The sequence below is a fragment of the Vulgatibacter incomptus genome, from assembly GCF_001263175.1.
GTDB classification, from domain to species: domain Bacteria; phylum Myxococcota; class Myxococcia; order Myxococcales; family Vulgatibacteraceae; genus Vulgatibacter; species Vulgatibacter incomptus.
Genome location: NZ_CP012332.1, coordinates 3,508,426 through 3,521,553, shown reverse-complemented (window position 1 = coordinate 3,521,553; position 13,128 = coordinate 3,508,426). Strand labels below are relative to the sequence as shown.

13 protein-coding genes are annotated in these 13,128 nt (G+C 67.8%); 9 read left to right on the top strand and 4 right to left on the bottom strand.

Annotation, left to right across the window (positions count from 1 at the left end; translation table 11 throughout):
* Positions 1-58: 58 nt before the first annotated feature.
* The 5 genes from AKJ08_RS14685 (at position 59) to AKJ08_RS14665 (ending at position 6,213) form a co-directional block, all read left to right on the top strand.
* Positions 59-2,209: a lamin tail domain-containing protein gene (locus tag AKJ08_RS14685; protein ID WP_050726754.1), complete on the top strand. Its 2,151-nt coding sequence runs from the start codon at positions 59-61 to the stop codon at positions 2,207-2,209.
* A gap of 150 nt (positions 2,210-2,359) precedes the next feature.
* On the top strand, positions 2,360-3,313 hold the full coding sequence (gene pip, locus AKJ08_RS14680) for a prolyl aminopeptidase (protein WP_205624729.1): 954 nt from the start codon (positions 2,360-2,362) through the stop codon (positions 3,311-3,313).
* 59 nt (positions 3,314-3,372) lie between these two features.
* Positions 3,373-4,122 carry a 5'-methylthioadenosine/adenosylhomocysteine nucleosidase gene (locus tag AKJ08_RS14675; RefSeq protein ID WP_050726752.1) on the top strand — a complete coding sequence of 250 codons (750 nt, stop codon included), beginning with the start codon at positions 3,373-3,375 and terminating at the stop codon, positions 4,120-4,122.
* An 88-nt stretch (positions 4,123-4,210) separates the two neighbouring features.
* The gene (locus tag AKJ08_RS14670) at positions 4,211-5,152 is read left to right on the top strand and encodes a pirin family protein (protein WP_082343209.1); all 942 of its coding nucleotides are present in this window, start codon (positions 4,211-4,213) and stop codon (positions 5,150-5,152) included.
* A 197-nt stretch (positions 5,153-5,349) separates the two neighbouring features.
* Positions 5,350-6,213, top strand: a complete 864-nt coding sequence (locus AKJ08_RS14665; RefSeq protein ID WP_157370714.1) for a hypothetical protein — start codon at positions 5,350-5,352, stop codon at positions 6,211-6,213.
* A 29-nt stretch (positions 6,214-6,242) separates the two neighbouring features.
* Here the strand turns inward: AKJ08_RS14665 and AKJ08_RS14660 are convergent, their stop codons facing one another.
* Entirely contained in the window at positions 6,243-6,755 is a 513-nt protein-coding gene (locus AKJ08_RS14660; protein ID WP_050726750.1) for an adenine phosphoribosyltransferase, read from the bottom strand.
* Between the two features lie 222 nt (positions 6,756-6,977).
* On the opposite strand from AKJ08_RS14660, the gene AKJ08_RS14655 reads away from it, so the two are divergent.
* Entirely contained in the window at positions 6,978-7,574 is a 597-nt protein-coding gene (locus tag AKJ08_RS14655) for an OsmC family protein (protein ID WP_050726749.1), read from the top strand.
* Positions 7,575-7,659: 85 nt separating this feature from the next.
* Entirely contained in the window at positions 7,660-8,727 is a 1,068-nt protein-coding gene (ada, locus tag AKJ08_RS14650) for a bifunctional DNA-binding transcriptional regulator/O6-methylguanine-DNA methyltransferase Ada (RefSeq protein ID WP_050726748.1), read from the top strand.
* Positions 8,728-8,764: 37 nt separating this feature from the next.
* Here ada and AKJ08_RS14645 read toward each other — a convergent pair whose 3' ends face one another.
* Together AKJ08_RS14645 and AKJ08_RS14640 are read right to left on the bottom strand one after the other, a co-directional pair.
* Positions 8,765-10,012 carry a hypothetical protein gene (locus AKJ08_RS14645; RefSeq protein WP_157370713.1) on the bottom strand — a complete coding sequence of 416 codons (1,248 nt, stop codon included), beginning with the start codon at positions 10,010-10,012 and terminating at the stop codon, positions 8,765-8,767.
* A 198-nt stretch (positions 10,013-10,210) separates the two neighbouring features.
* The gene (locus tag AKJ08_RS14640; protein ID WP_157370712.1) at positions 10,211-10,636 is read right to left on the bottom strand and encodes a hypothetical protein; all 426 of its coding nucleotides are present in this window, start codon (positions 10,634-10,636) and stop codon (positions 10,211-10,213) included.
* Positions 10,637-10,721: 85 nt separating this feature from the next.
* On the opposite strand from AKJ08_RS14640, the gene AKJ08_RS14635 reads away from it, so the two are divergent.
* Positions 10,722-11,156 (top strand): DUF6157 family protein, encoded by a 435-nt coding sequence (locus AKJ08_RS14635; RefSeq protein WP_050726745.1) that lies wholly within the window; start codon positions 10,722-10,724, stop codon positions 11,154-11,156.
* Positions 11,157-11,159: 3 nt separating this feature from the next.
* Here AKJ08_RS14635 and AKJ08_RS14630 read toward each other — a convergent pair whose 3' ends face one another.
* Positions 11,160-12,155 (bottom strand): GlxA family transcriptional regulator, encoded by a 996-nt coding sequence (locus AKJ08_RS14630; RefSeq protein WP_240475358.1) that lies wholly within the window; start codon positions 12,153-12,155, stop codon positions 11,160-11,162.
* An 85-nt stretch (positions 12,156-12,240) separates the two neighbouring features.
* Between AKJ08_RS14630 and AKJ08_RS14625 the strand changes: the two genes are divergently transcribed.
* The gene (locus AKJ08_RS14625) at positions 12,241-13,080 is read left to right on the top strand and encodes a dienelactone hydrolase family protein (protein ID WP_050726743.1); all 840 of its coding nucleotides are present in this window, start codon (positions 12,241-12,243) and stop codon (positions 13,078-13,080) included.
* Positions 13,081-13,128: the final 48 nt, after the last annotated feature.

Here is a 13,128-nt window from a genome sequence, read left to right as displayed (position 1 = left end):
TCCCACTCCCTCCTAGGGTCCGCTGCTGAAACGGCAGGACCAAGAGAAGGGAAGAGGAATGAACGGAAAGACGTGGATTGCGCGCCTCGCGTCGGCGTTGCTCGTCGTCGCAGCGCTCGGCGGCGGGCTCGGCCTCCAGGCTTGCGGAGGATCGTCTCGAGCTCACACCGGACCGGAGGGCGAGACCGCCTTCGGCACCCTGGGCTTCGAGCTGCAGTTCGGTGACGTCGAGATCTCGACGGTCCAGTACACCATCGAAGGCAATGGATTCCGGGATCGCGGATCGATCGGCGTGGTCGGGAGGGACCTCGTGTCCGCTCGAATCGGCGGCATTCCGGCCGGCGCGGGCTACGTGATCACGCTCGAGGCCTACGGAACCGGTATCGACTGCGTCGGCTCCGCCATCTTCGACATCGAGGCCGGGTCGACGACCTCGGTGAGGATCTCGTTGAACTGCCGGATGGCTCCGCGTACGGGCAGCGTGTTGGTGAATGGCACGCTCAATCTCTGTCCCGTGATCGACTTCCTGAGCGTGATGCCCGTGGAGGCGATCGTCGGTCAGCCGGTGGCGCTTTCGGCCACCGCATCGGACGGAGATCTCGCGCCGTCTCCGATCACCTACGCCTGGACCGCGACCTCCGGCGCAATCTCGAACGGCACGTCGGCGAGCGCTTCGTTCAAGTGCGCTTCGTCCGGTATCGTTGCCGTCTCGCTTACCGTCTCGGATGGCGATTGCACCGAGTCGACTTCGGTGTGGGTCACCTGCGTTCTGCCGGACGTTCGCCTCAACGAGGCGGTGTCGACGAACGGCGTGCCCGGCGACTGGGCGGAGCTCTACAACGCGAGCGCGTTCCCGGCGGACGTCTCGGGCTGGGTGTTCAAGGACGACGATGACGCGCACCACTACGCCATCCCCGCGGGCACGGTGATTCCTCCCGGCGGCTACTACGTGCTCGAAGAGGCGGCGTTCGGATTCGGGCTCGGCGCCAAGGACGCGGTGCGGATCTTCGATCCCGCGATGCACCTCGTCGATTCCTATTACTGGACGGCTCACGGTAATCCGAGCTGGGGTCGCTGCCCGAACGGGACCGGTGCTTGGGCGAACACCGCGCGTGTGACCAAGGGCGCGGCGAACGACTGCGGTGGAACCGGCGGCACCGGAGGTAGCGGCGGCACCGGTGGCACCGGAGGAACGGGCGGTACGGGCGGTACGGGCGGCGCGGGTGGCTCCGGCGGCATCGCGTTCGCGGCATGGCCAGGGACCGATCAGGTTCGGGTCGTCAGCACCTTCCACCAGTTCGGCACGAACCTCAGCGGCCTGTTCTACGAGCCGGCGACCTCGAGCTCGCCGGCCATCCTGTGGGGGATCCAGAACGGCCCGTCGATGCTCTACCGCCTCGTCTGGAACGGAAGCACCTGGGAGAACACCACGACGAACGGCTGGGGCGCGGGCAAGACGATCACCTACATGAACGGCCTCGGTGGCCCGGACTCCGAGGGAATCACCAGGGCCGAGCTCGACTCGTCGGCGATCTACGTCGCTACGGAGCGGGACAACGACAACAAGAACGTGAGCCGCCCGGCCGTGCTCCGCTACGACCTCGACGCTTCCGGAACGACCCTCGTCGCGACCAACGACTGGAACCTGACGAGCGACCTCCCGGTGCTCGGCGCGAACCTCGGCGCCGAGGGCGTCGCCTGGATCCCCGATAGCTTCCTCGTGAGCCGCGGCTTCATCGACGAGAGCACCGGCCTCGCCTACGACCCCGACCGCTATCCCAACCACGGCACCGGGATCTTCTTCGTGGGCATCGAGGCGAACGGCATCATCTACGCCTACGCCTTCGACCACGTGACGAACGGCTACCAGCGCGTCGCGACGATCGACAGCGGCTTCCCGGCGGTGATGGACCTCTCCTTCGATCGGGAGAACGGTTACCTGTACGCGCAGTGCGACAACACCTGCGGGAACAAGCTGACCCTCCTCGACGTCGACACGCTCCCGGGCTCGGCGACCCACGGGGCCTTCCGGATCCTGGCGGGCTTCGCTCGGCCCTCCACGATGCCCAACACCAACAACGAGGGGATCGCCATGGCGCCGGAGTCCGAGTGCGTGAACGGGTACAAGACGTTCATCTGGGCGGACGACGATGAGCTCAACGGCTTCGCGCTCCGCCAGGACACGATTCCCTGCGGTAGGTACCGCTAAACTCGAGGTCGTCTCTTCGGCGGCCGCCCTCGATCCCGGATCGCAGGACGGCCGCCGATCGGCGACGAGAGTACGCCCGTTGCGCCACGGGTTCCGCTGGGTTACCCCGGGGAGGTGGGCGCGAACGCCCGTGGAATGCGAGGCTTCGCGATGGTGCATCCGGCGATCGAGCCCACCGAGACGGGAATGCTGGACGTGGGGGACGGGCAGCTCGTCTATTGGGAGGCCTCTGGCAATCCGAACGGCAAGCCGGCCCTCGCGCTGCACAGCGGGCCGGGTGTGGGAAGCTCGCCGGGGCGCAGGCGCGCGTTCGCTTCCGCGGGCTACCGTCTGGTGCAGTTCGATCAGCGGGGCTGCGGGCGGAGCACGCCGTCGGTCTCCGATCCGAGCGTCGGCCTCGAGCACAACACGACGCACCACCTCATCGACGACATCGAGCGGCTCCGTGAGCACCTCGGGATCGAGAGGTGGCTGGTGTGGGGCGCTTCGTGGGGAACGACGCTTGCGCTCGCGTACGCGCAGCGCTTTCCGCAGAGGGTTAGCGAGCTCGTGTTGCTATCGGTGACGCTGGCGCGCCCTTCGGACGTGCACTGGCTCTACCACGAGGCGGGCCGGTTCTTCCCCGCAGAGTGGGCCCGGTTTCGCGAAGGAGCACCCGAGGGCGATCGCCATGACCTGGTGGCCGCTTACGATCGGCTCCTGAACGAGCAACCGGATCCCGAGGTTCGCGCGAAGGCGGCAGCGGACTGGTGCGCCTGGGAGGACGCCGTCCTCTCCCTCGAGGAGGGATGGAAGCCGTGGGATCGCTTCTCCGACCCCGCGTTCCGTATGACCTTCGCGCGTCTGTGTGCGCACTACTTCTCGAACGCGGCCTGGCTCGGCGAGGACGAGCTGCTTCGAAACATGGGCCGCCTGGCCGGCATCCCTGGCGTGTTGATCCACGGGCGCTTCGACATTCAGGGCCCCTGCGACATGCCCTGGCTCGTAGCGCAGGCTTGGCCTGGGGCCGAGCTCGAGCTCCTCCCTGTCGGCCACTCAGGCGGTGAGGCGATGATGGCGCGGATGGTCGAGGCCCTCGCTCGCTTTGCACCCGGTTCTCGGTAAGGTCGAGCGCAGGCGTGGCGGCCGGTAGACTCCGCCCGCGTCAGCTCGAGGGAGCAGCAATGAAGATCGGCATCATGGGCGCGATGACGGAGGAGATCGCCGGCCTCGTCGACGCGATGGGATCGCGGCGGGAGCAGGTGGAGGTGGGGCGGCGCACCTACCACGTGGGCGAGCTCTACGGGCGCGAGGTGGTGATCGTCTTCTCTCGCTGGGGGAAGGTGGCGGCGGCGACGACCGCCACGGAGCTGCTGGCTCGCCATGGCGTCGAGCGGATGATCTTCACTGGCGTGGCCGGAGCCGTCAGCCCGGCGCTCCGCGTGGGCGACGTGGTGGTGGGGAGCACGCTCTACCAGCACGACATGAATGGCTCGCCCCTCTTCCCCCGTCACGAGATCCCGTTGCTCGGCGTGAGCGGCTTCGAAACGGAGGCGTCGGCTCGGCGCGAGGCAGCGTTGGCGGTCGAGCGGTTCCTGGCTCGGCGCCGGGAGTGGATCCCGGACGAGGTCGCCTCGGAGTTCGGGATCGCGGCGCCGAAGGTGGTGGAGGGAGCGATCGCCAGCGGCGACAAGTTCTTCGCGGACGGAGCCGAGCTCGGCGAGCTGCGGGGGCGTCTGCCGGACGTCGCCTGCGTGGAGATGGAGGGCGCCGCCGTCGCCCAGGTCTGCCACGAGTACGGCGTGCCGCTGACCGTGATTCGTACGATCTCGGACGCCGCCGACGAGGGAGCTCCGGTCGACTTCGCTCGCTTCGTCCGCGAGATCGCGAGCCGGTACTCGCTGGGCGTCGTTCGATCCCTGCTCGGCGGGTGAGTGGATCGCGGGATTGTTCCGCTCCGAGAGACGGTGCGTCCTGCCGCGCGCGGATTGCGGCTGAACCTTCGCCGACTATGATCGCGTCATGGACGAGAACCGCCGCCGCTTCCTCGCCGGATCAGCAGCCGCCGCCGCTTTCGCAGTGGCTGGCTGCCAGAAGTCCCCTGTCTTCCTTCCTCGCTCCGGGCGCCGCGTCGAGCGGATCCAGTACGGGATCCCCACTTCGGACGGCGATGGAGTGCGGCTGACCCGCGTGATCGGCCAGCCCGCGCTGCGCAACCTCGACCCCTTCCTCCTCCTCGACCGCTTCCACTCGGACGATCCGGACGCCTACATCCGCGGCTTCCCCGACCACCCCCACCGCGGCTTCGAGACCGTGACGGTCATGCTCGAGGGCCGGATGCGCCATCGCGACAGCCGCGGGAACCACGGCGTGATCGGAGGAGGCGGTGCCCAGTGGATGACCGCCGGCCGCGGCATCATCCACTCGGAGATGCCCGAGCAGGAGAAGGGCCTGATGTCGGGCTTCCAGCTGTGGGTGAACCTGCCGGCGCGGGAGAAGATGGGCCCGCAGTTCTACCAGGACCTCGGTCCCGCGCAGCTCGCCCAGGGGACGCTCGGACGGGCAGGGTCACGCGTCTCCGTGATCTCGGGCGAGCTCGACGGGCTCGTGGGCCCGGTCCGCGAGCGGCCGACGCAGCCCCTGCTCTTCACGGCGGTCCTGGAAGACGATCGCCCCTTCTCCATCGACACGCCCGAGGGTCACACCGCCTTCGTCTTCGTCGGCAGCGGCGGCGTCGAGATCGGCCCCGACGCGACGCCGGTCCCCGAGGGCGCGATCGCCCTCCTCGGCTCGGGCCGTAGCCTCGAGGTACGCTCGCCATCCCAGCGTAGCGAGATCCTCGTCGCAGCCGGCAAGCCGCTCAACGAGCCGATCGTGCAGTACGGCCCGTTCGTGATGAACACGGAGGCGGAGATCCGGCAGGCTTTCGCCGATTACCGCGCTGGTGTCCTCGACCGGGGTTGAGCCGAACGGCCCGTCCGGGGCGCGCTCGTCGATCCGGGTCGGCTTGACCACCACTTCAGGCGCCTGAAATCATTTCGGTCTCGTGATCAGGTCGGATTGGAGTGGTTGGTCCTTGCCAGGGGCTTTCTGTGTGAGAGCCTCATCCGGAGGGTGAAATGAGGGATCTGCACGTGGTTTCCGATGATCTTCAGTCGACGATGAGCCGCGTTTCGAAGATCGAGTCGAATTTTCCGGGCCTCGGCCTGAATAGCCCGGGGACGAAGGCGGTCACCGCGGAGTTCTTCGATGTGATCAAGCAGCATCCGGGAGCGAGCAAGGTGATCAACGAAATCACCTCTGCGGTTCGAGGGACGCCGGTTCGGGATCAGCATCTCGATCTCTCGTCTCGGGTCCACGTGGATCCTTCTCGGTTCCAGCTGGATCCCAAGTGGGTCACGATCCCGCAAAAGCCCCGCGTGAGGGTTCCCCCCTTCGACTTCAGCGGCCAGAACGCCGAACAAATCATGGTGAAGGCCGACTCATCGACCGGGACGGTGGGCCTCGCTGGGCGAGCGGGCCACATCCGTGGCGCCAACTCCGACGACGCGAGCGGAACTGGTTTCGTGGGGATCCGGGTCACCGCCAAATCGACGGGCCTTCGCGACGGTCAGACGCTGCGGGTAGCGCCGCTCATCAGGTGGGATGCGGTCTGGCACCTTTCGGTCTTGGGCATCCGCGAGGGATTCGTCGGCGCAGAGCCGTTGGCATGGTGCCGGGGAGGCGTGGACCTCATGGTGTTCGACTCGCGCGGTCTCGTCACCCGGGCAGGGCGTCTCGAGCTCTTCTCCGTGCGCCACAAGGACACCCCTGGCGTGAAATGGAGCGAGAAGGATGATGTGACGGGCGCCGGACTGACGGATCCTCTGCACGTGAGCTTCCCCATCCCGCCGGGCGAGACCCGCTTCGTCAATATCGATGCATTCCTCGAGGTCGGGACGAAATACTCGTCGATCTTCAACCTCGCAGCGTCGCAGGCCGGCATGACGGCCCAGGTGATGCTCGTCGTCCTGGACCCCGAATAGGCCTCCGCATCGCGCGCCCGCGCCGAGGGTCAGTACTCGACGAGGGAGTGGACCCGCCGGCCCTCGAGCTGCTCCCGGCCTCCCAGGAAGGCGAGCTCGACGACGAAGGCGAGGGAGGTGACCACGCCTCCCCGCCGCTCGACGAGGCGGCTCGCCGCGCCTGCAGTGCCGCCGGTCGCCAGCAGGTCGTCGACGATCACCACGCGCTCGCCGGCCTGGACTGCGTCCTCGTGGATCTCGAGCACGCTCTTGCCGTACTCGAGGCTGTACTCCTCCCGATCGGTGCGCCAGGGGAGCTTCCCGGGCTTGCGGACGATGGAGAAGCCCTTGCCCATCACGCACGCGAGGGCCGAGCCGAAGATGAAGCCGCGCGCTTCGATGCCGACGATTCGATCGACGTCTTCGCCTGAAATGGCCTCGGCCAGGCGATCGATCGCGGTCCGGAAGGCCACGGGATCGGCGATCAGGGGGGTGATGTCCTTGAAGACGATCCCTTCGTGCGGGAAGTCGACGACGTCCCGGATCCGCTCTCGCAACTCCATTTGGCGCCCTCTCTCGGTCGGCCACGGCTTGTAAGGAAGGCGCGGGCGGAGTTCCAGCAGGAATCGCCCGGGCGACCCAGGGGCTGGCGGCCTGCCAGGCGGAGCTGACGGGTGACGGTCTGCCGTCACGAGCCTCGCATCATGCGGATACCGCGGCCGAGCAAGGCCGCCCCGGTTGCGGGTGTGGGAATTCTGCCGCAGGTTCGCTGCAAAGGAGGCGCGATGGAAGAGCTCGTCAACGGCGTCGACGTCCACGCGTTGGGCGAGGTCATCGAGAAGGTTCGCGCCGATCCCTCGCTCGCACGGTTCCGGTTTCGCGTGTCCAACCGATGGGACGAGGGAGGCCACAGCGAGACGACGATCGATGGCTTCTACGGTGCGGGCGCGGAGCAGACCTCCGACAACCGACCGTTCACCCTCGAGGCGGACGAGGCCCCGGTCCTGCTCGGAGAGGATCGGGCGCCGAACGCGGTGGAGCACCTGTTGAACGCGCTCGCGACGTGCATGACGGGCTCCTTGGCCTATCACGCCGCCGCTCGTGGCATCCGTCTGGATCGAATCGAGTCGGAGCTCCGTGGCGAGATCGATCTGCGTGGTTTCCTGGGGATCTCCGACCAGATTCGAAACGGCTTTCAGCACATCGAGGCCACGTTCCGGGTGGAGGGCGATGGAACGGAGGAGGAGCTCGCCGAGCTCATCCGGTTTTCCCCCGTCCTCGACGTGGTCTCGAACGGAACCGACGTCTCGCTGCGCGTCGAGAAGCTCGAAGCCGCCGAGGCGCCGAGCGCGTCGCCGGAAGAGCTGCATCCGCCGGCTTGACGGCCGAGATGGCCCGCCAAGCGGGTAGAATTCGGCCGCAAGAAGCGGAGTTCTTGCGATCGAACTCGGCCGTAGAGTGGCGACCATGAACTCGACCTCATCCTTCCCGTACGACACCGACGAGGCGCGCTGGCGTGCCGTCCAGGCGCGCGATCCCGGCGCCGATGGCCACTTCGTGTATGGGGTTCGCACCACGGGTGTGTACTGCCGCCCGAGCTCCTCGGCTCGCCTCCCCAGGCGAGAGAACGTGGAGTTCTTCGACACGTCCGCTGCCGCCGAGGCGGCCGGGTTTCGGCCGAGCCGCCGCACCAAGGGTGACCAGACGATCGCCGCCACCGAGCGGGCCACACTCGTGGCCGAGGTCTGCAGGCGGATCGAGGCGTCGGAGACGCTCCCCACGCTCGACGAGCTGGCGGACCAGGCAGGGATGAGCCCGTTCCACCTGCACCGGGTCTTCAAGGCCGAGACGGGACTGACGCCCAAGGCGTATGCCGCGGCGCAGCGCGCGAGAAGGCTCCGCGAGGAGCTGAGCGCAACCGATGGCTCGGTGACGGAGGCGATCTACGAAGCGGGCTTCGGCTCCAGCAGCCGCTTCTACGAGGCGTCGGACCAGATGCTCGGCATGCGGGCGCGCGACTACCGCGCAGGCGGCGCCGGAGCCGCGATTCGCTTCGCCGTCGGCCAGTGTTCGTTGGGGGCGATCCTGGTGGCGCGGAGCCAGCGCGGCGTCTGCGCCATCTTCCTGGGCGACGATCCGGAGCGGCTCGTGCGCGATCTGCAGGACCAGTTTCCGAAAGCCGAGCTGATCGGCGGCGATCCGAGCTTCGAGCAGCTGGTCGCCGAAGTCGTCGGCTTCGTCGAGTCTCCCTCTATCGGCCTCAACCTGCCGCTGGATGTGCGCGGCACGGCTTTCCAGGAGCGGGTCTGGCAGGCGCTCCGCGAAATTCCTCCGGGAACGACGGTGAGCTACACCGAGCTCGCCGAGCGCATCGGCTCGCCCAAGTCGGTGCGAGCCGTCGCGCAGGCGTGTGGGGCCAACACCATCGCCGTGGCCATCCCTTGTCACCGGGTGGTGCGCCGAGACGGCGACATCTCCGGTTACCGCTGGGGCGTGGAACGAAAGCGCGAGCTGCTCCAGCGTGAACGCGGATAGGGCCGCCGCCCCGGCGAAGGCGGCGGCCTGAGGCGTCTCAGTACGAAGAGAGCGCCGCGCGCTTCCAGGTGTTGGCCTGGACGCAGACGTAGACGTAGCCGGCGTCCCACGAGATCTGGCCCGGGCTACAGGGGTCGTTGGAGGCGGGCGACGACGACGCGCGCACGCGCAGGTCGCCCGCAACGTCCAGGGCGGCGGTCGGCGTAGAGGTACCCACGCCCACCTTGCCGAGGGCCGTGACGGCGAGGGCCGGGCGCGACGTCCCGAGGTCCTGCCGCATCCGGGTGGAGAAGTGGTACGACATCTCGGGGATGTTCGTGCCGCCGCGTCCTCCCGTGTAGGTCGACCAGTTGTAGCCGACGAGAGTGAACGGCGACGGATTCACGAGCTCCCAGGTGTACTTCTTGTATGCCTCGAGCCGCACCGGGTTGGAGAGCGTGACCGTGTGGAAGCCGTTGGAGACCGAGACTTCGGACTCCGTATAGATGCGCATCCCGCCCGTCCCGTCGCCCTCGTAGACGTTGAGCGTGTAGCCGGAATCGACGCCGGGATCCCACCATCGGTCGACGTCGATCCCGTCGAGGACTCCCTCGACCGTGTTGGTGAACGACTGCCAATGGGAGCCGTATGGGCCGTAGGCGCCCCCGTCCTGGTCGCTGGCTTGATCGATCTCGCTTCTCCCGTAGTCGGCGACAAGGACGTTGAGCGGCTCGCGTGCCGTCTCTCCGAAGGTCACGCCGGCGCTCGTGCGGATCTGCGAGGCATCACCTGTCCAGGGCCTGCCGCCGAGATCGTCGTAGTGGCCCGAGCTCGCCACCGGCGAGAGTCCCGCAACGCTTGCGTAGACGGACAAGTCGGGGGTGCCGCCCAGATCCGCATAGTTTCCGGAGAGGGCGACGGCGGAGAGGTCGGGCGTGCCGGTAAGATCTGCGTAACGGCCGGAGAAGGCGACCAGGGAGAAGCTCTCGGCGGGCGCATAGACCGAGAGGTCGGGGGTGCCCTGCAGATCGGCGTACTCACCGGACAGCGCGACCGCAGGAAGCTCCTCGCGTGTCGCGTAGACGCTGAGGTCCGGGGTCCCCGAGAGGTCGTCGTACGATCCAGACCGTGCGAGCGCGTGGAGCTCGGAGGACTTCACGTAGGGGGCTAGATCCGGCGTTCCCGATAGATCGCCGTATTCGCCCGAGTGGGCGACGGGCGAGAGCACCTCGGGGGCAGGATCGGAGCAGGCAGTGACCAGGGCAGACACGCCGGTCGCTACGAACATAAGGGAACGCAACTGCATGGTGTCGTCTCTCTTTTCGGAGGGATGAGGTCCCCACCGGGCGCGGCAAAGTGCCAGACGATCACACCATTAGCGAACGTTGTTTCGAGCTTCGGCGGTGGTTGCTTGAGGCCGCGGGAGGGCGTCTCTCACCGCTTGGCGTGAGCTTTGCTCCCTCAATCATGGGATACCAATCGGTCGCGCGGCCCCGACTAGCCGCTATTCTTCGCAGGAGGAAAAAGTGACCGTCACGTCTTCGACCCGGTCGTCGAGCTCTTCACCCGTCGTCATCCGCTTGGTGCAGACCGCGAGATTGTGATCGTCACGCCACTGAATCGAAACGCCTTGCATCACGCTTCCGCGGACGGGTCGGCCAAGGTCGACCACGTAACCCCTGCGGACGTCCAGGGCCTCTCCGTACGGGACGATGGAAACGTGTCCTCTGGTCGCGGCAATCGCACCGCAATCGCGCAAATAGAGGACGTATTCCCTCGTCTGCCCAGGGTTCGCGACACGGTAGATCTCTTCGTTCTCGCACACAGAGTCCACCATTGAGCGCAGAGTGTACAACGCAATGTTAAACGCGGCCACGAGGCCACCAATCGCAACCGCGGAGAAAAAGAGGATTCTTGATCCTGTTTTCATGATCGGAGCCTAGCACCTCGAGATCGCGGAGGGCGAAGGGGATCTGAGCGTGAGCGGTCCGGATTCACGGTAGGATGGACGTCCGATGGGAACTACGAATTACGTCGACACCTTCATCGCCATCGCGCCGGACAGCGCGGCGGATCGCGGCATTGCGCCGCGCGAAGCCGAGAACCCCTCGATCGCGCTCCGAACCTACCGGATGATTCGCGAGAACCCGTACCGCTACACCTCGGACGACGTGATCTTCACGGTCTACGCGGATCGGAACGGCATCCGGCAGCAGGACCGCGAAGAGGCCCGGCGAGCGTTCTTCTCCAAGGGGCAGGCGTGCCTTCGCGCCTCCGACCTCGGCAAGAGGTACGGCTGGGGCGTTCACAGCGACGGGACCGGATGTGTCGCGCTCTACGGCGTCGAGTCGGCCGAATATGCAGCGTTCGTGAGCGGCGAGCGCGCCGGGAGCGATGGGAAGGCCGTGGCGGTCGTCCCTGCAATGCGCTCCCGCGCTGCGCCGAAGTAGCGCTCAATCGTCTTCTGGACTGGAGCGCGTCGCAACGGGCCGTCCCCGCGGGGTCTCGCCGACGTAGCGTCGGAACACCCGTCGAAACGCGGCAGCGTCGGAGTAGCCCACCCTCGCGGCTACTTCGTCTACCGACTCCCGGGTCGTCTCGAGGAGGTGCGCAGCGTGGGCCACGCGCCTGCGCTGCACGAGCTCGATCGGAGTCATGCCGAGGCCGGCCTGGACCCGCCGTGCGAGCGTGCGCGTCGAGAGCCGAGCGGCACGAGCGAGCTCGTCGAGCGTGAGCTGTCGATCGAGGTTCGTGGCGATGAAGCGCTCCATCGCTCGCAGCGCTGGGTCCGAGGTGCGGAGGTGCTCCAACACCATGTAGCGCGCCTGTGAGGCGCGCTCGTCGAGCACCAGGTAGCGAGCCACCAGGTGTGCGAGCGACGGGCTCGCCACGCGCGAGACGATGGCGAGCATCAAGTCCGCGTGTGCGAAAGCCGAGCCCGCGGTGAGGACGCCTTCGGCCTCGACGACCATCCGGTCCGCGCACACGTGGATGTCGGGGAATCGGCGCGCGAAGACGGGCACGAGCCACCACGTCGTCGTCGCGCTCCGTCCCGCGAGGAGACCGGACGCGGCGAGGACGAAGGTCGCCGAGCAGGACGCCGCGACCATCGCGCCCTTGGCGGAAGCTCGAGCGAGGAGCTCGATGCCGCGAGCCGTGTCGTCGCGCGAGAGCAGCCGATCGATGGCCGGCTCGCTGGCTGCCGAGAGGCCCGGCATGATCAACACGTCTCCCGCCTTCACGCTGCGGACGCTGAGCGCGCCGTCCACCGCGACGGAGCGGCCCGTCCCCGAGCGCACCGGCCGGCCGTCGAGCGACACTACGCGCTGTCGCAACGACGTCGCTCGGATGGGACCAGCGGCAAGTCCGGCCTCCGCGAGTTGAGCGGCAGTGCCGACCACGTCCAGGCCGACGCCCAGCGAGCCGTCGGACACTCCGTCGAGCAACACGTGCGTGATCACGATGGCAAGAATAGACCGAAGAATGTCATTCCTGCCACTGGTTGCGGCCGCTTCTTCGAGGCAGGTTCCAGGCATGACCGCTCCTGTTGCCGAATCGACCGCCGACGACCCTCTCCACGACTTCGAGCACCGCCCGATCACGCTCGAAGGGGCCACGCGGGCCGTCTACGTCGCGGGCCGCGGCCCTGGCGTCATCGTCATGGCCGAGATGCCCGGCATCAGCCCGCACGTCGCGCGCTTCGCACGTTGGGTGAGAGACGCCGGCTTCACCGTCTACATGCCCTCGTTGTTCGGCAGGGACGGCGCCTACCCTCGTGCGGAGGAAGGGCTCGCCGTGCTGAAGGGTGCGTGCGTGAGCGCCGAGTTCCGTGCGCTCGCGGCGAGCGAGTCGAGCCCCGTGACCCGATGGCTGCGGGCGCTCGCCCGCCTCGCGCACGAGGAGTGCGGTGGACCCGGCGTGGGCGCCATCGGCATGTGTTTCACCGGCAACTTCGCGCTGAGCATGATGCTCGAGCCCGCGATGCTGGCGCCCGTCCTCTGCCAACCGTCGCTGCCGCTAGACCAACCCGGGGCGATCCAGATCGCGCCCGAGGAGACGGCGGCGGTGAAAGCGCGGCTCGAGCGCGAAGGCCTGACCGTGCGCGCCTACCGCTTCGAGGGCGATCGCTTCTGCACGGCGCAGCGCTTTGCGGCCTATGCGGCCGCCTTGGGCCCACGCTTCGAGCCAAGGGTGCTGCCCTCTACGGCCGCGAACACGAACCCGCCGCCCTTCTTCGCGCAGGTCATCGGCGGTCCCCACAGCGTGGTGACGGCGCACCTCATCGACGCCGCCGGCGAGCCCACCCGCGCAGCGCGCGACGAGATTCTCGAGTTCTTCGCCCAGCGACTGCGCGTAGCACGAGATCGCGAGTAGCACCGCGGTTTCGCGGGGCCAACGCTGCCCGCACGCGCACCACGACGA

Coding starts and splice junctions, on each gene's coding strand:
- AKJ08_RS14645 (WP_157370713.1), bottom strand. CDS start 10,012: ATGCAGTTGCGTTCCCTTATGTTCGTAGCGACCGGCGTGTCTGCCCTG.
- AKJ08_RS14665 (WP_157370714.1), top strand. CDS start 5,350: ATGAGCCGCGTTTCGAAGATCGAGTCGAATTTTCCGGGCCTCGGCCTG.
- AKJ08_RS14640 (WP_157370712.1), bottom strand. CDS start 10,636: ATGAAAACAGGATCAAGAATCCTCTTTTTCTCCGCGGTTGCGATTGGT.
- AKJ08_RS14635 (WP_050726745.1), top strand. CDS start 10,722: ATGGGAACTACGAATTACGTCGACACCTTCATCGCCATCGCGCCGGAC.
- ada (WP_050726748.1), top strand. CDS start 7,660: ATGAACTCGACCTCATCCTTCCCGTACGACACCGACGAGGCGCGCTGG.
- AKJ08_RS14660 (WP_050726750.1), bottom strand. CDS start 6,755: ATGGAGTTGCGAGAGCGGATCCGGGACGTCGTCGACTTCCCGCACGAA.
- AKJ08_RS14670 (WP_082343209.1), top strand. CDS start 4,211: ATGGACGAGAACCGCCGCCGCTTCCTCGCCGGATCAGCAGCCGCCGCC.
- AKJ08_RS14685 (WP_050726754.1), top strand. CDS start 59: ATGAACGGAAAGACGTGGATTGCGCGCCTCGCGTCGGCGTTGCTCGTC.
- AKJ08_RS14655 (WP_050726749.1), top strand. CDS start 6,978: ATGGAAGAGCTCGTCAACGGCGTCGACGTCCACGCGTTGGGCGAGGTC.
- AKJ08_RS14625 (WP_050726743.1), top strand. CDS start 12,241: ATGACCGCTCCTGTTGCCGAATCGACCGCCGACGACCCTCTCCACGAC.
- pip (WP_205624729.1), top strand. CDS start 2,360: ATGGTGCATCCGGCGATCGAGCCCACCGAGACGGGAATGCTGGACGTG.
- AKJ08_RS14675 (WP_050726752.1), top strand. CDS start 3,373: ATGAAGATCGGCATCATGGGCGCGATGACGGAGGAGATCGCCGGCCTC.